This window comes from Microbacterium sp. LjRoot205 (assembly GCF_056175745.1).
This window is the reverse complement of record NZ_JBGFFH010000009.1, coordinates 37977-56789: the sequence shown is the minus strand read 5'-3', so window position 1 is coordinate 56789 and position 18813 is coordinate 37977. Positions and strand designations below refer to the sequence as shown.

General features: G+C 67.3%; 18 protein-coding genes. 15 read left to right on the top strand and 3 right to left on the bottom strand.

The window, feature by feature from the left end; all coding sequences use genetic code 11:
- Positions 1-37: 37 nt before the first annotated feature.
- The 12 genes from atpB to AC04ME_RS15820 all read left to right on the top strand — a co-directional run bounded on the left by atpB (position 38) and on the right by AC04ME_RS15820 (position 12450).
- Entirely contained in the window at positions 38-823 is a 786-nt protein-coding gene (atpB, locus tag AC04ME_RS15875) for a F0F1 ATP synthase subunit A (RefSeq protein ID WP_056376571.1), read from the top strand.
- Positions 824-866: 43 nt separating this feature from the next.
- Positions 867-1103 carry an ATP synthase F0 subunit C gene (atpE, locus tag AC04ME_RS15870; protein ID WP_042541851.1) on the top strand — a complete coding sequence of 79 codons (237 nt, stop codon included), beginning with the start codon at positions 867-869 and terminating at the stop codon, positions 1101-1103.
- A gap of 27 nt (positions 1104-1130) precedes the next feature.
- On the top strand, positions 1131-1685 hold the full coding sequence (locus tag AC04ME_RS15865; RefSeq protein ID WP_042541850.1) for a F0F1 ATP synthase subunit B: 555 nt from the start codon (positions 1131-1133) through the stop codon (positions 1683-1685).
- Positions 1685-2473 carry a F0F1 ATP synthase subunit delta gene (locus AC04ME_RS15860; RefSeq protein ID WP_042541849.1) on the top strand — a complete coding sequence of 263 codons (789 nt, stop codon included), beginning with the start codon at positions 1685-1687 and terminating at the stop codon, positions 2471-2473. Before AC04ME_RS15865 ends, AC04ME_RS15860 begins: the two co-directional genes overlap by 1 nt.
- A gap of 47 nt (positions 2474-2520) precedes the next feature.
- Positions 2521-4161 (top strand): F0F1 ATP synthase subunit alpha, encoded by a 1641-nt coding sequence (atpA, locus tag AC04ME_RS15855; RefSeq protein ID WP_042541848.1) that lies wholly within the window; start codon positions 2521-2523, stop codon positions 4159-4161.
- Between the two features lie 20 nt (positions 4162-4181).
- Positions 4182-5081, top strand: a complete 900-nt coding sequence (locus AC04ME_RS15850) for a F0F1 ATP synthase subunit gamma (RefSeq protein WP_042541847.1) — start codon at positions 4182-4184, stop codon at positions 5079-5081.
- A gap of 21 nt (positions 5082-5102) precedes the next feature.
- A complete protein-coding gene (gene atpD / locus AC04ME_RS15845; RefSeq protein ID WP_042541846.1) occupies positions 5103-6557 on the top strand; it encodes a F0F1 ATP synthase subunit beta in 1455 nt (484 codons plus the stop codon).
- A gap of 2 nt (positions 6558-6559) precedes the next feature.
- Positions 6560-6820 carry a F0F1 ATP synthase subunit epsilon gene (locus AC04ME_RS15840; RefSeq protein WP_042541845.1) on the top strand — a complete coding sequence of 87 codons (261 nt, stop codon included), beginning with the start codon at positions 6560-6562 and terminating at the stop codon, positions 6818-6820.
- A 73-nt stretch (positions 6821-6893) separates the two neighbouring features.
- Positions 6894-7640, top strand: a complete 747-nt coding sequence (locus AC04ME_RS15835) for a YaaA family protein (protein ID WP_475435948.1) — start codon at positions 6894-6896, stop codon at positions 7638-7640.
- Between the two features lie 118 nt (positions 7641-7758).
- Entirely contained in the window at positions 7759-8544 is a 786-nt protein-coding gene (locus AC04ME_RS15830) for a DUF5684 domain-containing protein (RefSeq protein WP_052493006.1), read from the top strand.
- 242 nt (positions 8545-8786) lie between these two features.
- Complete coding sequence (locus AC04ME_RS15825; protein WP_042541843.1) at positions 8787-9626, top strand: PP2C family protein-serine/threonine phosphatase; 840 nt, start codon at positions 8787-8789, stop codon at positions 9624-9626.
- A 58-nt stretch (positions 9627-9684) separates the two neighbouring features.
- Positions 9685-12450, top strand: coding sequence for an FtsK/SpoIIIE domain-containing protein (locus AC04ME_RS15820; RefSeq protein WP_475435945.1), 2766 nt, complete (start codon positions 9685-9687; stop codon positions 12448-12450).
- 19 nt (positions 12451-12469) lie between these two features.
- On the opposite strand, the gene AC04ME_RS15815 is transcribed toward AC04ME_RS15820, so the two are convergent.
- Entirely contained in the window at positions 12470-13465 is a 996-nt protein-coding gene (locus AC04ME_RS15815; protein ID WP_475435943.1) for an asparaginase, read from the bottom strand.
- An 81-nt stretch (positions 13466-13546) separates the two neighbouring features.
- Between AC04ME_RS15815 and AC04ME_RS15810 the strand changes: the two genes are divergently transcribed.
- Complete coding sequence (locus AC04ME_RS15810; protein ID WP_309687745.1) at positions 13547-14041, top strand: OsmC family protein; 495 nt, start codon at positions 13547-13549, stop codon at positions 14039-14041.
- 14 nt (positions 14042-14055) lie between these two features.
- Here the strand turns inward: AC04ME_RS15810 and AC04ME_RS15805 are convergent, their stop codons facing one another.
- Positions 14056-14835, bottom strand: coding sequence for a lysophospholipid acyltransferase family protein (locus AC04ME_RS15805; RefSeq protein ID WP_042541839.1), 780 nt, complete (start codon positions 14833-14835; stop codon positions 14056-14058).
- A gap of 123 nt (positions 14836-14958) precedes the next feature.
- Here AC04ME_RS15805 and AC04ME_RS15800 point away from each other — a divergent pair, with 123 nt between their 5' ends.
- Both AC04ME_RS15800 and dxr read left to right on the top strand, forming a co-directional pair.
- Positions 14959-15948 (top strand): FKBP-type peptidyl-prolyl cis-trans isomerase, encoded by a 990-nt coding sequence (locus AC04ME_RS15800; RefSeq protein ID WP_367820854.1) that lies wholly within the window; start codon positions 14959-14961, stop codon positions 15946-15948.
- A gap of 36 nt (positions 15949-15984) precedes the next feature.
- A complete protein-coding gene (gene dxr, locus AC04ME_RS15795; RefSeq protein ID WP_475435941.1) occupies positions 15985-17067 on the top strand; it encodes a 1-deoxy-D-xylulose-5-phosphate reductoisomerase in 1083 nt (360 codons plus the stop codon).
- A 94-nt stretch (positions 17068-17161) separates the two neighbouring features.
- Here the strand turns inward: dxr and AC04ME_RS15790 are convergent, their stop codons facing one another.
- On the bottom strand, positions 17162-18784 hold the full coding sequence (locus AC04ME_RS15790) for a Mur ligase family protein (protein WP_475435939.1): 1623 nt from the start codon (positions 18782-18784) through the stop codon (positions 17162-17164).
- Between the last annotated feature and the right edge of the window lie 29 nt (positions 18785-18813).

Here is an 18813-nt window from a genome sequence, read left to right as displayed (position 1 = left end):
GCTGGAGCCCGCGCTGTTCAATCTTGCTGCGACCCTGATGCCCAAACTCGCCTCTGACGGCGAGTTCCACGGACCTTCGATCGACGAGTTCTTCCCGGAGATCCTCTTCAACGCGTTCGGGGTCATTCCCGTCCACCGGATCCACCTCGTGCAGTTCCTCGCCGTCGTGGTGGTGGTCCTGCTCCTGGTTCTCGGAACCCGTCGCATGAAGATCGTCCCCGGCCGCTTCCAGAGCGTCGTCGAGATGGGTCTGGACTTCGTCCGCACCAACATCGCGCACGATCTGCTCGGTCGCAAGGACGGCAACCGATTCCTGCCGATCCTCACCACGATCTTCTTCATGGTGCTGTTCATGAACATCACGGGCATCATCCCGTTCCTGAACATCGCCGGCACGAGCATCGCCGCCGTGCCGCTGACGCTCGCAATCGTGAGCTACGTCACCTTCATCTACGCGGGTATCAAGAAGAGCCCACTCGGCTTCTTCAAGAACGCGCTGTTCCCGGCCGGTGTTCCGTGGCCGGTCTACGTCATCGTGACGCCGATCGAGTTCCTCTCGACCTTCATCATCCGGCCCGTCACGCTGATGCTCCGACTCCTGATGAACATGGTCGTCGGCCACATGCTCCTGGTGCTGTGCTTCGCGGCAACCCAGTTCTTCTTCTTCACCGCAGGTGGCGGCTGGGCCGCTCTCGGTGTCGGAACCCTCGCCTTCGGCGGCGCCTTCACTCTCTTCGAGATTCTTGTCGCCGTCCTCCAGGCATACGTCTTCACCGTCCTCACCGCGGTCTACATCCAGCTCGCGGTCGCAGAAGAGCACTGAGCGGGTCGGCAACTGCCGTCCCACCCAACGAAAGGAAAAACCCGTGGACGCTACTACGGTTCTCGCAGACATCAACGGTCACCTCGCATCGGTCGGCTACGGCCTCGCAGCGATCGGTCCGGCCATCGGCGTGGGCATCGTCGTCGGCAAGACCATCGAGGGCGTCGCCCGTCAGCCCGAGCTGGCCGGTCGCCTTCAGGTCCTCATGTGGATCGGTATCGCCTTCACCGAGGCGCTTGCATTCGTCGGCATCGCCGTCGGATTCATCCCCTTCCCGTAATCTCTACCGACTTCAGAAGGAGACAGGATGCTGAACGCTCTTGTCACGAACCTCGCGGCTGAGGGAGAAACGCCTAACCCGCTGATCCCTGCGTGGTACGACATCATCTGGTCGGGTCTGTGGTTCCTCATCATCCTCGTCGTCGTGTGGAAGGTCGCCCTTCCGAAGTTCACGGCGATGCTCGACAAGCGGTCCGCCGCCATCGAGGGCAACATCGCCAAGGCTGACGAAGCGCAGAAGCAGGCTGAGGCCGCGCTCGAGGAGTACACCCGCCAGCTCGCTGAGGCACGCACCGAGGCCGGTGAGATCCGTGAGGCCGCCCGCGAGGACGGCAAGAAGATCGTCGCCGAAGCCAAGGACGCCGCGTCGAGCGAGGCTGCTCGCATCACCGCGACCGCGCACACGCAGATCGAGGCCGAGCGTCAGACCGCTCTCGTCTCGCTGCGCAGCGAGGTGGGCTCGCTCGCCATCGACCTCGCCGGTGGCGTGGTCGGCGAGACGCTCTCCGACGACGCACGTGCGACCGCAGTGGTCGACCGCTTCCTCGCAGACCTCGAAGCATCCGAGAAGGCGGCTCAGTAATGGGCAGCGCGACCACTCAGGCACTCGCGGCATCCACTCAGACGCTTGCCGCAGCGACGGACGTCACTCTCGACACGGCACGGGAGCTGTTCGCAGCCGCGCGTGCCGTGACGGAGTCGTCTCATTTGAGCGGCGCGCTCGCCGACGCCTCGGCTCCGGTCGAGGCGCGACAGAACGTCGTCGCAGCGGTGTTCGGCGGGTTCTCTCAGGACGCCCAGAGTGTCTTGAAGACCGTCGTCGCCGAGCGCTGGTCTTCGGCGTCGCAGCTGGTCGACGGCATCGAGGAGCTCGCCATCCGAGCTGCTGCCCTCGCCGAGCCCCAGGCCGACATCGCGGGAGAGCTGTTCGGCTTCACCCGCGTGATCGCCGCGAACGCGGAACTCGAGCTCGCGCTCGGGAGCCGCCTCGGGGGAGAAGACGCCAAGGGTGCACTCGTCGACAAGCTGCTCGCAGGTGGCGTCAGCGACGCGACTGCGGTGATCGTCTCGTCGCTGGTCCGCCAGCCTCGTGATCGCCGCGTGCGTCAGATGCTCGGTCGCGCAACGCGGGTCGTCGCAGATCAGGGCGACCGCGTGGTGGCCACTGTGCACAGCGCCAAGCCGCTCACGGATGCGCAGCGCACTCGTCTCAGGGACGCACTCTCGCGTCGCTACGACGGCAAGATCTCGCTCAACGAGGTCTCTGACCCCGCCGTCGTCGGAGGCCTGCGCGTGCAGATCGCCGATGACGTCATCGACGGCAGCATCTCCGCCCGTCTCGCCGACCTTCGCCAGAAGCTCGCCGGCTAACACGACTTCGCGCGGGGAACCGCGCACCCAGATACAAAGGGAAGACAATGGCAGAACTATCGATCAGCCCCGACGTCATCCGTGACGCGCTGAAGGACTTCGCCGCAGCATACGAGCCCACTGGGGCCGCGGCGACCGAGGTCGGCACCGTCATCGACGCGGCAGACGGCATCGCGCACGTCGAGGGACTTCCCGGCGTGATGGCGAACGAGCTCGTCACCTTCGCAGACGGCACCAAGGGACTCGCGCTCAACCTCGACGAGCACCAGATCGGTGTCGTCGTGCTCGGTGAGTTCACCGGCGTCGAGGCCGGCCAGGAGGTCACCCGCACGGGTGAGGTCCTCTCCGTCCCCGTCGGCGACGGCTACCTGGGCCGCGTGGTCGACCCGCTGGGCAACCCGATCGACGGCCTCGGCTCCATCGCCACCGACGGCGTGCGTGAGCTCGAGCTTCAGGCTCCCGGCGTCATGCAGCGCAAGTCGGTCCACGAGCCGATGCAGACCGGCATCAAGGCCATCGACGCGATGATCCCCGTCGGCCGCGGTCAGCGTCAGCTGATCATCGGCGACCGCCAGACCGGTAAGACGGCCATCGCGATCGACACGATCATCAACCAGAAGGACAACTGGGAGTCGGGCGACGTCAACAAGCAGGTTCGCTGCATCTACGTCGCGATCGGCCAGAAGGGCTCGACCATCGCTTCGGTGAAGGGCGCGCTCGAAGAGGCCGGCGCTCTGGAGTACACCACCATCGTGGCCGCTCCTGCATCCGACCCCGCCGGTTTCAAGTACCTCGCTCCGTACACCGGTTCGGCCATCGGTCAGCACTGGATGTACGGCGGCAAGCACGTCCTCATCATCTTCGACGACCTGTCGAAGCAGGCTGAGGCCTACCGTGCCGTATCGCTCCTCCTGCGCCGTCCGCCGGGCCGCGAGGCATACCCGGGTGACGTCTTCTACCTGCACTCGCGTCTGCTCGAGCGTTGCGCGAAGCTGTCCGACGAGCTCGGCGCGGGCTCGATGACCGGTCTGCCGATCATCGAGACCAAGGCGAACGACGTCTCGGCATACATCCCGACCAACGTGATCTCGATCACCGACGGCCAGATCTTCCTGCAGTCCGACCTCTTCAACGCCAACCAGCGTCCCGCGGTCGACGTGGGTATCTCGGTCTCGCGAGTCGGCGGTGACGCTCAGGTGAAGTCGATCAAGAAGGTCTCCGGAACCTTGAAGCTGGAGCTCGCGCAGTACCGCTCGCTCGAGGCGTTCGCGATGTTCGCGTCCGACCTCGACGCGGCTTCGCGTCGTCAGCTCTCCCGCGGCGCGCGTCTCACCGAGCTGCTCAAGCAGCCTCAGTACTCGCCGTACCCGGTCGAGGAGCAGGTCGTCTCGATCTGGGCCGGAACCAAGGGAAAGCTCGACACCATCGAGGTCTCCGACGTCCTGCGCTTCGAGCGCGAGCTGCTCGACTACCTGCGTCGCAACACCCAGGTTCTCGAGACGCTGCGCGACACCAACGTCCTCGACGACGACACCGTCGCCGAGCTCGAGAAGCACACTGACGCTTTCATCCTGGAGTTCCAGGGTGGCAAGGGACACGCCATCGGCGCTCCCGGCCACGAGGAGCACGCTGCAGCAGAGGCTGACGACGTCAACCAGGAGAAGATCGTCAAGGGTCGTCGCGCGTAACCGCGTGAGGAACTGAACTCATGGGCGCTCAACTCAGGGTCTACAAGCAGAAGATCAGCTCTGCTCAGACGACCAAGAAGATCACGAAGGCGATGGAACTCATCGCGGCTTCGCGCATCCAGAAGGCGATGGGACGTGTCAAAGCGTCCAGTCCCTTCGCGCGAGCCGTGACGAGGGCCGTGTCCGCCGTCGCGACCCACTCGAACGTCGACCACCCGCTCACGCGCGAGCCCGAGACGATCCGCCGCTCTGCGGTCGTGATCTTCTCGTCGGACCGCGGTCTCGCCGGAGCCTTCAACTCGCAGATCCTCCGTGAGGGTCTCGAGGTGGCGGAGCTCCTGCGCGAGCAGGGCAAGGAGCCGGTGTTCTACCTCGTCGGACGCAAGGCCGTCGGCTACTTCCAGTTCCGTCGCATCGCGGCGGCTGCGGAGTGGACCGGCGACACCGACACCCCGTCGTTCCACACCGCAGAGGAGATCTCGGCGAAGCTGCTCGAGGACTTCGGCCGCGGGGCAGACGACGGCGGCGTCGACGAGATCCACCTCGTGTACAACCGTTTCGTCAGCATGATGACGCAGTCGCCCGAGTCCGTGCGTCTGCTTCCGTTGGAGATCACGGAAGCCGACGACTCGGAGGCCGGCAACGCCGTCTATCCGCTGTACGAGTTCGAGCCGGATGCCGAGACAGTCCTCGACGCGATCCTGCCGGTGTACATCCAGAGCCGTGTCTTCAACGCTCTCCTGCAGTCGTCTGCTGCCAAGCAGGCCGCGACGCAGAAGGCGATGAAGTCGGCCAGCGACAATGCCGACAAGCTCATCACCGACTACACCCGTCTGCGCAACAACGCGCGTCAGGCGGAGATCACGCAGCAGATCGCGGAGATCGTCGGCGGCGCCGACGCACTCTCGTCGAGCAAATAGACCATCAGGAGAGAGACGAAAATGACCCCCACCGCTACGGCTGACCAGCCGGCGACCGCGGTCGTCGGGCGCGTCGCACGCGTCAACGGTCCGGTTGTCGACATCGAGTTCCCGCACGACTCGATCCCCGACATCTACAACGCACTCAAGACCACGATCGTGATCGGCGACTCTTCGGTCGAGATCACCCTCGAGGTCGCTCAGCACCTCGGTGACGACCTCGTTCGCGCCATCGCTCTGAAGCCGACCGACGGCATCGTGCGCGGCCAGGAAGTGCGCGACACCGGCGAGGCCATCTCGGTCCCCGTCGGCGACGTCACCAAGGGCAAGGTCTTCAACGTGATCGGCGAGGTCCTGAACCTCGAGCCCGGTGAGACCATCGAGGTCACCGAGCGCTGGCCCATCCACCGCAAGGCTCCGAACTTCGACCAGCTCGAGTCGAAGACCACCATGTTCGAGACCGGCATCAAGTCGATCGACCTTCTGACGCCCTACGTGCTGGGTGGAAAGATCGGTCTGTTCGGTGGAGCCGGTGTCGGCAAGACCGTCCTCATCCAGGAGATGATCCAGCGCGTCGCGCAGGACCACGGTGGTGTGTCGGTGTTCGCCGGTGTCGGCGAGCGTACCCGTGAGGGCAACGACCTGATCCACGAGATGGAAGAGGCGGGTGTCTTCGACAAGACGGCCCTCGTCTTCGGCCAGATGGACGAGCCGCCGGGAACGCGTCTGCGCGTCGCCCTCTCGGCTCTGACGATGGCGGAGTACTTCCGTGACGTGCAGAAGCAGGACGTGCTGCTCTTCATCGACAACATCTTCCGCTTCACGCAGGCCGGTTCCGAGGTCTCCACGCTGCTGGGCCGCATGCCCTCCGCCGTGGGTTACCAGCCGAACCTCGCCGACGAGATGGGTGTGCTCCAGGAGCGCATCACGTCGACCCGTGGCCACTCGATCACCTCGCTGCAGGCGATCTACGTGCCGGCCGATGACTACACGGACCCGGCCCCGGCGACCACGTTCGCCCACCTCGACGCCACCACGGAGCTCTCGCGTGAGATCGCGTCGAAGGGTCTGTACCCGGCCATCGACCCGCTGACCTCGACGTCGCGCATCATGGACCCCCGCTACTTGGGCGAGGACCACTACCGCGTCGCCACCACGGTCAAGCAGATCCTCCAGAAGAACAAGGAACTGCAGGAGATCATCGCCATCCTCGGTGTCGACGAGCTCTCCGAAGAGGACAAGATCGTCGTGTCGCGTGCACGCCGCATCCAGCAGTTCCTCTCGCAGAACACCTACATGGCCAAGAAGTTCACGGGTGTCGAGGGTTCGACCGTCCCGCTGAAGGAGACCATCGAGTCCTTCGATGCGATCACCCGCGGTGACTTCGACCACGTCGCCGAGCAGGCCTTCTTCAACGTCGGTGGCATCTCCGACGTCGAAGAGCAGTGGGCGAAGATCCAGAAGGAGAACGGCTGACCATGGCATTGCATGTCAGCCTCGTCTCCGCGGATGCGGAGGTCTGGACGGGAGAGGCGAGCCTCGTGGTCGCCAAGACCGTCGAGGGTGAGATCGGCTTCATGACCGGCCACGAGCCGGTTCTGGCCATCCTCGCCGAAGGCCAGGTCCGCATCACTCAGACGGATGGCACCAAGGTGCTCGCCAACGCGCAGGACGGCTTCCTCTCGATGGAGGGCGACGTCCTGACGATCGTGGCAGGCAACGCGGCTCTCATCGCCTGAGCAGTTCAGTTCATCGCGTCCGCCTCGACCCCTCCGGGGGTCGGGGCGGACGCGTCTGTATCACCGAGGTGTCATGAAGATTCTGCTGCCCCCGTCAGAGACGAAGCGATCCGGAGGCGACGGTGCCCCTCTCGACCTGGGCGCGCTCGCGCTTCCGGGCCTCGGCGCGAAGCGTCACGAGGTGATCGACGCTCTCGTCGATCTTGCAGGAGACGAAGAGCACGCGCGGAAAGTGCTGAAACTCAGTCCGAAGCAGGCAGGTGATGTCGCGCACAATCGGATGCTGCGCTCCGCGGCGACCATGCCGGCTGTGGATCGGTACACCGGTGTCCTGTATGACGCGCTCGACGCGGGCAGTCTCGTTCCCGCATCCCGTCGCTGGCTCGGCGCACACGTGTGGATCCACTCGGCCCCGCTCGGCCCGGTAGGCGCTCTCGATCCCATACCGCCGTACCGTCTCGCTGCAGGGATATCGCTTCCAGGTCTGCCCGCGCTGCGCCGACACTGGCCAGACGCCACCATGGAGGCGATAGCGGGGGAGGACCCCGACTTCGTCCTCGATCTGCGCAGCGAGGCCTACGTCGCGCTCGGCCCGGTGCCGCACGCCGTCGCCTCCTGCTACGTGCGAGTCGTGACGGAGCACGGTCGCGCTCTCAACCACTTCAACAAGAAGTCCAAGGGGCTCCTCGTGCGGGCTCTCGCCGAGGACCGCCCCCGCATCCGGTCGCTTCGGACGCTGGAGACGTGGACCGGTGGCCGGGGACTCGTTCTCCGCCGCACCGACGAACCCGGTGTCGTGGAGCTCGTCGTCGCGGAATGACCGAGCATGTCGCGCAGGGAGTTCTCCGCGCGTGTGTCGTTGCCCCAAATATCAGCACACCGATATGGTTGGTGTCGCGGCGCGCACAGCGTCAGCTCCATCGGATCCGGAGGGGATCATGTACAACGACTATTACGACAACGGGGCGGCTATCGCCGGCCTCTTCGTCGTCTTCTTGATCAGTCTGCTCTTCGCACTGGCGTTCTATGTGATCTCGTCGATCTTCCTGATGAAGATCTTCGAAAAGGCGGGCGTGCAGGGCAAGTGGCGCGCGTGGGTTCCCGTGTACAACACGATGATCTTCGCGAAGCTCGGAGACATCTCACCGTGGGTCGTCCTGATCGGCATCGGGCTCTCGTTCATCCCGTACCTCAACTTCCTGACGGGTATCGCGCTCGCGGTCGTCCTCGCTCTCGCTGCATGGCGTGTCGGACTCAAGCTGCAGAAGGACGCTGTCTGGGTCGTCCTGTTCGTTCTGCTCTCGATCGTCTGGTACGGCATCAACGCCTTCGACAAGTCCCGCTGGAACCCGAACATCGTTCCCGCTCCGTGGGCAGGGAACAGCTTCCTCGCTGACTCCACTGTCTGGGACGGCGTGCCCGTGCAGCCGCGCCCGGTCGCGGGCCCCGGCTACGGCGCTCCGCAGGGCTACGGCGCTCCTCAGCAGGGCTATGCGCCTCCCGCGCCGCAGGGCTACACTCCGCCCGCTCAGCCCGGCTACGCCCCGCCGGCTCAGCCTGCCCAGCCCGGCTACGCACCGCCCGCGGCACCGTCGTCCCCGGCCGCACCCGGCGTTCCGCCCGCTGCGCCGTCGACACCCCCGACGGCTCCGCCCGCTCCGCCCGCAGCGCCCCCGGCAGCTCCGCAGGTTCCACCCACGGACCCCACGCAGCCCCCGGCCTGATCTGACGCGACACAGAGCCCTCGACTTCGGTCGGGGGCTCTGTGCTGTACGGAGACGACGCTCTGTGGCTCAGAGCACCGGTTGAAGACGATAACGTGGAGGCATGGTCATGTCGCAGCCCCGGGACGGCGCCGCTCGACTGCGAGCGGCCTTCACGGGCGCGAGTGCCACCGTGGCAGCGTCCACTACGATGTGTGAGTGTCCTGGGGGACCCCGACCCGCAGGCGATCCGGAGGCGACGAGTGGCTGAGACGACGACGAAGACGCACAGCGTCAGGGTTGCGCAGCGTTCGCTGTTGCTCTCCTGGGCGGGTGTCACTGATGTGGGGCGCCGCCGTGAGACGAATCAGGATGCGTTCTTCGCGGACTACCCGCTGTTCATCGTCGCCGACGGCATGGGCGGTCATGCCGGTGGAGAGATCGCGAGCCGGAGCACGGTCAGACGACTCGATGCGGTCGTCGCCGCCGGCGCGGTCGATCGTGGAGCCATCGAGGGAGCGCTCCAGCTGGCCGTTGCCGACATCGCCGACCACCCCGAGACCACCGATGAAGGCACCGGCACCACCCTCACCGGGGTCTTCCTCGAGTTCGAGGGGGACGAGCCGCACTGGACCTCGCTCAACATCGGCGACTCGCGTGTGTACCTTCTCCGGGACGAACGTCTGGTGCAGATCACCACCGACCACTCGGTCGTCCAGGAGCTCATCGCCGCTGGCAAGATCAGCCCCGAAGAGGCCGAGGGTCACCCCTACAGCAATGTGATCACACGAGCGGTGGGAGCGAGTGAACTCACTGCACCCGACTACGTCACGCTCGATGTCCGCCCGGGCGACCGGTTCGTGATCTGCTCGGACGGGCTGACGAAAGAGCTCACCGACTACGGCATCCAGCATTTCCTCCGTGAGAACGCCGATCCTGCCGCTGCCGTCGATGCGATGCTCGCGGCGGCGTTGGAGAACGGTGGCCGCGACAACGTGACGCTCGTCATCGTGCAGATCGAGGACGAGCCCTCTTCGGCGCCTGACGATGCCCCCTCCGCAGCGGACGAGTCCTCCTCCACACAGGGCGAATCCTCCGAATAACGTCCGATCCCTGTGGAGGGCGCTCACTGGGCCCCTCCCGCGCGGTCCACTAGGGGGCATGGATTCTCTGCCCATAGCGATCCCCGCCGCCCCCGTGCCCGCACGCAGACCGCCGACGCCGTTCATCGCGGCGCTCGTGCCCGTCGCCGCCGGGGTGGTGCTCTGGCTCGTCACCGGTTCCCTGTTCTCGCTGTGCTTCGCAGCGCTCGGACCTCTGATGATCCTCGCGTCGCTGATCGACGGGTCGCGCTCCCGGCGAAAAGCGTTCCGCGTCGCGGAGGCCGAGAGCGCGGCGGCGTGGTCGCTCGCGGAAGCGCAGCTGTCACGGCTCCATGATGACGAGCGTCAGATGCGATGGCACCGTCATCCCGATGCGGCCGCAGGTCTGGCGCAACCTCCGCTGCGCGGCCTCGAGCCACCGGACGCCGACACCGAGATCGTCGTCGGCAGCGGTGTCGGCACCAGCGGTGTGCGGGCGTCGGGAGGCGACGGGGAACGCGAACGAGACTTCAGAACGCGATGCGCCAGGGTCGAGAACGTGCCGATGACGGTTCCGCTCAACAGTGGCCTCGGTCTGCGCGGTGCGCACCCCGTCGTCGCCTCCGTAGCGAGAGCCCTCGTGGTGCAGCTGTGTGTGAGATTCGGAGCTGCGCAGATGTCGATCGTCGGCCCACATCTCGAGGAGCTGGGGGTCGCTCGGTTTCCGCAGGCGCGCTTCACGCGGCGCGGGTCGCTCCGCGTCGCGGTGGCGCGAAGCGGAGACCCCCGGCCGGCGGCTGACGCCGTGATCTGGCTGCTCGGACGCGGCGAGGATGTCCCCGAGGGAATCACCACGGTCATCGACATCGTCGAGCCGCACCGCGCGAGCGTGCGCACACCGCAGGGGATCGTCGAGGTCTCCACCGAATGCGTGTCCCGCGATCAGGCGATCGCGACCGCAGAAGAGAGCTCGGTCGAGGGCGATGAGCTGGACTCGCTCCCGAGCAGGGTGGCTCTGAGCGACCTCCGCCAGCCCGAGTCGCAGGTCGGTCTCGCTGCGGTGGTGGGCCGAGGCGAACACGCCGACGTCCTGCTCGACATCGTCGACGACGGGCCGCACGCCATCGTGACCGGCACGACGGGCAGCGGCAAGAGCGAGCTGCTGGTGTCGTGGGTGACAGCCATGGCGAGCAGCCATGGGCCGGATCGAGTGACTTTCGTCCTGGCGGATTTCAAAGGGGGCACGGCTTTCGAGCCGCTTCGGACGCTACCGCAGGCGGCCGCGGTCATCACGGATCTCGATGAGGAGGGTGCGCGCAGAGGAGTCTCGAGCCTGACCGCAGAGCTGCGCCGCCGTGAGTCCGTCCTCGCAGAGGCCGGCGCACGTGATGTGCGGGAGATCGGAATGGCGAGGCTGGTGATCGTGGTCGACGAGTTCGCGGCGCTGCTTCAGGATCATGCCGACCTCGGTGCCGTGTTCACCGATATCGCTGCTCGGGGCAGAGCCCTCGGTATGCATCTGATCCTCGGAACCCAGCGTGCTTCCGGCGTGATCCGCGATGCGCTGGCAGCCAACTGCCCGCTTCGAGTGAGCCTGCGCGTTGCAGACGCCGCAGACAGCCGCGCCGTGATCGGCACCGACGGTGCGGCTGAGCTTCCCGGCGGGGTGGAGTCCAGGGGACTGGCGTTGGTCCGTCGTCCCCAGGATGCGGAACCGACGGCGATGAGAGTGGCGCTGACGGGCGCGGCCGACCTGAGAGCCATCGCCATGAGATGGGCCGACGCCGAAAGCCCGCACAGCCCGTGGCTGCCCGTGCTTCCGCGCATGCTCCCACTGGCCACGCTTCAGGTGGAGACGCGGAAGGGCGATGCCGTTCTGGGGCGAGCCGACGAGCCGGAGCGTCAGCACCAGCCGCTCGTGTTCCTCTCAATCGGGTCCGATCGTGGCATCGTGCTCCTGGGCGGGCCGGGGTCGGGGCGTACCTCGGCTCTGCGTGCGCTGGCCAAGCAGCACGCAGACCCGCTCTGGATACCGTCCGACCCGGAGCACGCCTGGGACGCCGTCGTCGCTCTGGCTGCAGACGGATCGCGCGGCGCAGGTCTCGTTCTCTGCGACGACATCGACGTCAGGATCAGCGAGCTGCCTGTGGAATACGGTCAGCATGTCGCGCAGCTCTGGGATCAGATCCTGCGGCACGGTTCCCGTACCACCTTCGTGCTCACGGCGACGAGAGCGGCGGGGCCCATCGGTCGGCTTCTCGATGCGCTGCCACGCCGGGGGCTCCTGAGGATGCCGAGCCGTGTCGATCATCTCGCCGCAGGCGGCGAGTCCGACGGTTTCGATCGAGACCGACCGCCGGGGCGGATGCGGATGGGAGATCGAGAGATCCAGCTGGTCTGGGTACCCGAGGAGCGACTGCGATCGTCAGGCCCTGCCCACGGTGCCTCTCGGTATCGGCAGGACAGCGGTTGGTCGCCGCGATGCGCTCTCACGGCGCTCGTCAGCGCGGGGGTGCCGACGGTCGCCGAATCGCTGGCCGCCGCGCACCCAGGATGCGATGTCGTGGCGCTCTCGGGTGAACCTCGCGACCTCACGACGTCGACACGTCCGACCATAGTGATCGGCGACGCGGACGCGTGGCAACGGAACTGGCCGCTGTGGCAACGGGTGCGCCGAGAGGGTGAGACTCTCATTCGGGCAGAGAACGCCGCCGAGCTGCGGCAGCTCGCGGGCGTGCGAGAACTCCCGCCCTACGCGCGACCGCATGCCGGACGTGCCTGGTCGCTGATCGGTGACGCCGGGCCTCGTCGTGTCGTGGTCCCGGCACTGGCGTCCGGGCGATGAGCAGCGGTACGTCGTGTGGTCAGATGCCCCTGCCGGGGCGGACGGCTCCGACCTCCGCGCCGCCACCGAGCACCTCAAGAGGCAGAGCGGCGGCGAGAGTCGCGACCTCGGAGTCGGTGAGCCCGCCTGCGCGTGCGAGCAGAGTCGCGGCCACGATGGTCGATGCGCGTGCGCCGCCGTCGATCATCTTCAGCGCCACGGTCGTTCCGTTCGGAGCGACCATGACCATGACGCCCTCTGCGCCGCCCTTCGCGAATACCCCGAGCTTCTCGATCGCGATGGTGTCAGGGCGACCGGGTCCGTCGATGGTCCACGGGTGCTCGCGCACCGCGCGCACCAGAGAACCTGCGACCCGATGCAGGGCGAACGGAGAGCGATCGGAGGCGGTGCCGATCCGGTGGATCGAACGGGCGAGACCCGTCAGCGTGATCGCGTAGACCGGGGCGCCGCATCCGTCGATCGCCGTGTGGGCGACCTTCTCGCCGGTCAGACGCTCGATGACCTCGCGGATGTGCAGCTGCAGCGGGTGAGTCGGGTCGAGGTAGCTGTCGGTGGGCCAGCCGGTCGCGACGCAGGCGCGAAGCATCGCCGCATGCTTGCCGGAGCAGTTCATGCGGATGCGGGTCTGCGCACCGTGCTCGCGCACGAGCTCGTCACGGGCGGACGTATCGCCTGGCCACGCCGGCGGGCAACCCAGGTGGTCCTCGGTGAGGCCGCCCTCGGTGAGGACGTCGCGGACGACCGCAGCATGACGGTCGGTGCCGCTGTGGCTCGCGGTGGACATGGCGAGCTGCGCGCCCTCCAGAGCGGCTCCTGCGGTGATGCACGCCACGGCCTGCAACGGCTTGAGGCTCGAGCGAGGCAGGATCAGAGCGTCCGCGTTCCCATAGCGCGCGACGATGTCGCCATCAGGTGAGAGCACCACCGCTGCTCCCGCGTGGCGGGACTCGATGAATCCGCTCCGTTCGACGACGGCGAGTTCCACGGCATCTTGAACGGTGAGAGTCTCCAGCACCTCCCAAGGATATCGTCGGTTGGGTGCACGCAGTGCCAGGCGCGGGGATCGTCGAGGGCTTCCTGGTGGCAGACTGTCGACATGGCAGATAGACCAGTGCCGCTCGGCGAGCATCGCTATTCACTCAGCTCCACCTGGACCGGCAACTCCGGCACCGGCACCAGCGGCTATCGCGAATATCGTCGCGATGTCACGCTGGAGGTCGCGGGCAAGCCCGACATCCTCGCCTCAGCCGACAAGCCGTTCCGTGGTGATTCGTCGCGGTGGAATCCCGAGGATCTGCTGCTCGCCTCGCTCTCCGAGTGCCATCTGCTCTCCTACCTGCACGCCTGCGTCACTGCAGGCGTCGTCGTCGTCTCCTATCGGGACTCGGCTTCGGGGATGATGCGGGAGGACGGGAAAGGCGGCGGCGCGTTCGTCGAGGTGATGCTGCGTCCGGAGGTGGTCGTCGCGGATGTGTCGATGATCGACGCGGCCGAGCGTGCTCATGCGCAGGCCAACGAATGGTGCTTCATCGCGAACTCGATGAACTTCCCGGTGCGGCACGAGGCGTCGGTGCGCGCAGAGACGGACTGAGCGGTCGGTCCGCGTCAGCGGCGTTCGTGGGGGAGCGCCTGCTTGATCTTCTCGATCGTGCTCTGCGCGGGAGCCTCGTTGTAGGCGTCGGCAAGCTCCTGGCCGGACAGGGCATGGATCGCGGCCATGATCTCGTCCGTCGCGAGTCTGCGGGCGCGACCGCTCGTGGCGGGGCCGTGGGGCGAGAGGTCGAGCGGTTCGCCGAAGCGCACCGTGATGCGTTCCTTCAGAGTGGGCATCTTGGCGCCGACGGGCATGACCTTGTCCGTGCCGATCAATCCGACCGGGACGACAGGTGCTCCGGTCTGCAGCGCAAGGAAGGCCACACCCGTGCGCCCCTTGTACAGGCGTCCGTCGGTCGAACGGGTGCCCTCGGGATAGAGAGCGACGGCGAGGCCCTCGTCGAGCAGCTGGCGTTGCACGTCGAGGGCGTCGAGGGCTGCCTTGCCCGCACCACGGCGCACGGAGATGGCGCCGATGGACTCGAAGAACGTCTTGCTGAGCCAGCCCTTGAACCCCGTCCCCTCGAAATAGGTGGACTTCGCCAAAAAATGCACGGGACGCGGAGAGGCCACCGGAATCGCGATCGAGTCGATGAAGGAGAGGTGATTGCTCGCGAAGATCACCGCGCCGTCCTTCGGGACGTTCTCCCTGCCCTCGATGCGTGGGCGGTAGATCGTGCGCGCGAGTGGGGTGATGAGGCTGCGACCGAGCGCATAGGCGAAGCCTGCGTGACGAGGCTTCTCAGTCTCTGCGGGCGAAGTTTCGGGCTCCACGGACTGCTCTGACGTCATCAGAGCAGATTACCCCGGCAATCATGCCGCGGCGGGAATGAAGCGCCAGCGCGCGCCTCCCAGCATCAGCAAAGGGGCGTGAGGGATGATGGGGTGTCCCGCCCGCGATCCTGAGGTTCAACTGTGCGCAAGCGTCCGCTTATCGTCCTGTCCACCGTCGCCGCGGCGACCCTTCTGCTGGCCGGGTGCTCCGGTGGCGCGACTCCGGAGTCGACCGCCACCCCGGATGCCGGCTCCGAGAGCTCCTGCCTCGCTGACATCGCGTCGGGGGCAGGCTCCGATGCCGTGTCCGTCGAGGGATCCGGCGCAGGTGCCAAGGTCTCCGTACCCGAGGGCACGGATCTCGCCGAGGCCGAGCGTTCGGTCGTGGTCGAGGGCGATGGTGACGACGTCATGCCCGGAGACCTCGTCTCGCTGCGCTACCAGCTGATCGACGCCACGACCAACGAAGTGCTCAGCACCTCGGAGCGCGGGCCCGACGGAGTCCTGTCCGCTCTCCTCGCCGTCCAGCAGCCGCAGCAGATCGTCGATCCGACGCAGTCCACCGTCTTCACCGTCGCGGCGGAGTGCCTCCCGATCGGTTCGAGCGTCGTCCTGACCCTTCCTGCAGCGCAGGAGGGCATGAACCCGAGCGTCCTCTACGTCGAGACGATCGAGCAGCTTCCCACGACGGCTTCCGGCTCCGACGTCGATGCGACCGAGGGCATGCCCGTCGTCGAGCTCGACGACGCCGGTTCTCCCACCATCACGATCCCCGACGCCGACGCCCCCACCGAGACGGAGGTGGCCGTCCTCAAGCAGGGTGACGGTGCTGTCGTCGGAGCGGGCGACCTCGTCACGGTGCAGTACCGCGGCGTGAAGTGGTCGGACGGCTCCGAGTTCGACTCGAGCTGGAGCCGGGACGCAGCGCCATCGCAGTTCCCGACCAGCGGAGTGGTCCCCGGGTTCAAGATGGCCCTCGAAGGCCAGAAGGTCGGGTCGCAGGTGGTCGTCGCCATGCCTCCGAAGGACGGCTACGGTGAGGGCGAGACGAACGACACCGATCTGACCGGAGAGACCCTCGTCTTCGTCGTCGACATCCTCGCGACGACTCCGGTCGAGCAGGCGCCGTAACGCAGAGGGGCCGGGGGCTTGCCATAGGCTGGCGGCATGCGTCGCATCATCGTCCTCGGCTCCACCGGCTCCATCGGCACGCAGGCGCTCGACGTCATCCGCGCCAATCCTCGACGTTTCGAACTCGTCGGCCTCGCCGCCGGGACGAACGCCGAGATGCTCGCGGATCAGGCTGCGAGCTTCCACGTCGACAGCACCGCACTGGGTGCGGCCGAGGCCGAGCAGCTGGTCCGCGATGTCGAGGCCGACGTGGTGCTCAACGCGATCACCGGATCGATCGGACTCGGTTCCACTCTTGCAGCGCTGAAAGCCGGCAGAACGCTCGCTCTCGCGAACAAGGAATCCCTCATCGTCGGGGGTGAGCTGGTTCTCGCTGCGGCCGCCCCTGACCAGATCGTCCCTGTCGACTCGGAGCACTCGGCCATGGCGCAGGCGCTGCGCAGCGGCACCCACGCCGAGGTGAGGCGCCTGGTGGTGACGGCATCCGGTGGGCCGTTCCGCGGGCGCTCACGCGAGCAGATGCTCGAGGTCACCCCCCAGGAGGCACTCGCGCACCCGACATGGGACATGGGCCGGATGGTCACGACGAACTCCGCGACGCTGGTGAACAAGGGTCTCGAGGTGATCGAGGCGCACCTGCTGTTCGACGTCGCCTACGACGACATCGAGGTCGTCGTGCACCCGCAGTCGATCGTGCACTCGATGGTCGAGTTCATCGACGGCTCGACGATCGCCCAGGCGTCCCCGCCCGACATGCGTCTGCCGATCTCGCTGGGGCTCGACTGGCCGAGTCGCGTCGGCGGGGTCGGACGGCCCCTCGACTGGACCCAGGCGACCTCGTGGACCTTCGAGCCGCTCGACGACGTCGCGTTCCCGGCTGTCGACCTCGCCAAGGCCGTGGGCCGTGCGGGCGCGACATTCCCCGCGGTCTACAACGCCGCCAACGAGCAGGCGGTCGATGCCTTCCATGAGGGACGCCTGCCGTTTCTCGGAATCGTCGACACGATCTCGCGCGTGGTCGATGCCCACGAGCCGCCGCAGACGCTGACGGTCGAATCGCTCGCCGAGGCCGAGGAGTGGGCGCGCCGCAAGGCTGACGAGCTGATCGCGCGAGCCTGATCCGCGCTCAGGCGGTCGCCCGCTCGAGGCGAGAGACGACGAGGGCCGCCCCGCTGCCGCGCCGCCGCGAATCGCGACGGCACCGGCGCTCGGGTCAGTCCTCGTCGGGGTAGGGGACCGGCCAGTGCGAATCGGGCACCGGCCACCCGGCCGCACGCAGCGCACGTCGCGCCAGCTCGCGGGCCGAATAAGGCGTGCGCACGCCCCGGATGTCGCGATAGTCCTGATGCCCCGGACCCGCCCACAGGATCGAGTCGCCCTCTCCGACCAGGCCGACCGCTGCCACGATGGCCGCCTCGGGAGGCGAGTACTCGTGGATCTGGGCGTCGGGCCGCGCCGCGCGGGCGCCGGCGACGAGAGTGGCCCTGATCGAATCGGGGTCTTCGAAGCGGGGGTGGTGGTCCGTCACGACGAGGATGTCACTGCCCTCCACGGCAGTGCGCGCCATATCGAAGCGTTTGCTGGCATCGCGGTCGCCGTCGGCGCCGAAGAGCATCAGCACCTTGCCCGGTGTGACGCGGCGGACCGCAGCGAGGGTCTTCTCGAACGCGTCGGGAGAGTGCCCGAAGTCGACGAAGACGACAGGGCCGGTGTCGCCGGAGACGAGTTGGGTGCGACCCGGGAGATGCGCCAGGATGCCGCCGTCACGGTCGAGCGCCGAGGCAATGCGGTCCCATTCGTAGCCGCCTTCGAGCAGCATCACGATCGCGAGGGCGGCGTTCGCCGCCATGTGCGGGCCGATCACGGGAACGGTCGTCGTCAGTCTTCCTGCCGGGCCGGTCAGCGTGAACGTGGTTCCGGATGCGCGCTCGTCGTCGATCACCACGACCCAGTCCGCGCGGGCCGCGCCCTCGGGATCCGCGGCGATCGAGGGGGTGCCGACGGTGACCACGGGGATCTCCGAGCGCTGCGCGACGGTGGCGCCCGACGGTGAGTCGAGGCATACCACTGCGCGCGTCGCCCGATCCGGTCGGAACAGCGCCAGCTTGGCCTCGAAGTACTCCTCCATGTCGGCGTAGTCGTCGAGGTGGTCATGGCTGAGATTGGTGAAGCCGGCGACGTCGAAGCGGATGCCGTCCACGCGGTGACGAGAGAGCGCCTGAGCGCTGACTTCGACGGCGACCGCCTCGACGTCGCGCTCGCGCATCAGCGCGAGCAGCGCGTGCATCTCGGAGGCTTCCGGGGTCGTCAGTCTCGAGACGATGACCTCACCGGCGATGTGGCGCTCGGCGGTCGACGAGAGTCCGGTGACGACGCCGAGCTGGCCGAGGATGCCCTCGAGCAGATGCGAGACGCTCGTCTTGCCGTTGGTGCCCGTGGTGGCGAACAGCAGCGGGAGCGGTTCGCCTGCGCCCGTGCCGTAGACCCAGGCGCTCAGCGCACCGAGCACGGCGCGGGGGTCGTCCACGATGAGCACGGGGAGTCCGGCCGGTTCGGCGATGTCGGCGCCGTCCTCGTCGGTGATGATCGCGACGGCACCCTTCTCGGCGGCGGTGGCCGCGAACTCGGCCCCGTGGCGGTTCACACCCCGGATCGCGACGAAGGCCTCGCCGGGGCGGAGGTCGGCGGTGGCGAGGGTGATCCCTGACAGGGTGACACCGTTCACCTCGCCACGGACGTCTCGCGCGAATCGAGAGGCGAGTTCGGACAGCTCACGCCGGGGCGGGTTCGCGGGGCGGAGCACGGGAGGCAGGCTCGGTTGTTGTTCAATCGACATGTCGCATCAATGATCTCACGGCTCCGACG

What these genes read in the sequence shown, in the direction of transcription:
- atpB (WP_056376571.1), top strand. Translation starts at nt 38, where the DNA reads ATGCCCAAACTCGCCTCTGACGGCGAGTTCCACGGACCTTCGATCGAC.
- AC04ME_RS15850 (WP_042541847.1), top strand. Translation starts at nt 4,182, where the DNA reads ATGGGCGCTCAACTCAGGGTCTACAAGCAGAAGATCAGCTCTGCTCAG.
- AC04ME_RS15860 (WP_042541849.1), top strand. Translation starts at nt 1,685, where the DNA reads ATGGGCAGCGCGACCACTCAGGCACTCGCGGCATCCACTCAGACGCTT.
- AC04ME_RS15840 (WP_042541845.1), top strand. Translation starts at nt 6,560, where the DNA reads ATGGCATTGCATGTCAGCCTCGTCTCCGCGGATGCGGAGGTCTGGACG.
- atpA (WP_042541848.1), top strand. Translation starts at nt 2,521, where the DNA reads ATGGCAGAACTATCGATCAGCCCCGACGTCATCCGTGACGCGCTGAAG.
- AC04ME_RS15865 (WP_042541850.1), top strand. Translation starts at nt 1,131, where the DNA reads ATGCTGAACGCTCTTGTCACGAACCTCGCGGCTGAGGGAGAAACGCCT.
- AC04ME_RS15805 (WP_042541839.1), bottom strand. Translation starts at nt 14,835, where the DNA reads ATGACGTCAGAGCAGTCCGTGGAGCCCGAAACTTCGCCCGCAGAGACT.
- AC04ME_RS15820 (WP_475435945.1), top strand. Translation starts at nt 9,685, where the DNA reads ATGGATTCTCTGCCCATAGCGATCCCCGCCGCCCCCGTGCCCGCACGC.
- AC04ME_RS15790 (WP_475435939.1), bottom strand. Translation starts at nt 18,784, where the DNA reads ATGTCGATTGAACAACAACCGAGCCTGCCTCCCGTGCTCCGCCCCGCG.
- AC04ME_RS15810 (WP_309687745.1), top strand. Translation starts at nt 13,547, where the DNA reads ATGGCAGATAGACCAGTGCCGCTCGGCGAGCATCGCTATTCACTCAGC.
- dxr (WP_475435941.1), top strand. Translation starts at nt 15,985, where the DNA reads ATGCGTCGCATCATCGTCCTCGGCTCCACCGGCTCCATCGGCACGCAG.
- atpD (WP_042541846.1), top strand. Translation starts at nt 5,103, where the DNA reads ATGACCCCCACCGCTACGGCTGACCAGCCGGCGACCGCGGTCGTCGGG.
- AC04ME_RS15830 (WP_052493006.1), top strand. Translation starts at nt 7,759, where the DNA reads ATGTACAACGACTATTACGACAACGGGGCGGCTATCGCCGGCCTCTTC.
- AC04ME_RS15835 (WP_475435948.1), top strand. Translation starts at nt 6,894, where the DNA reads ATGAAGATTCTGCTGCCCCCGTCAGAGACGAAGCGATCCGGAGGCGAC.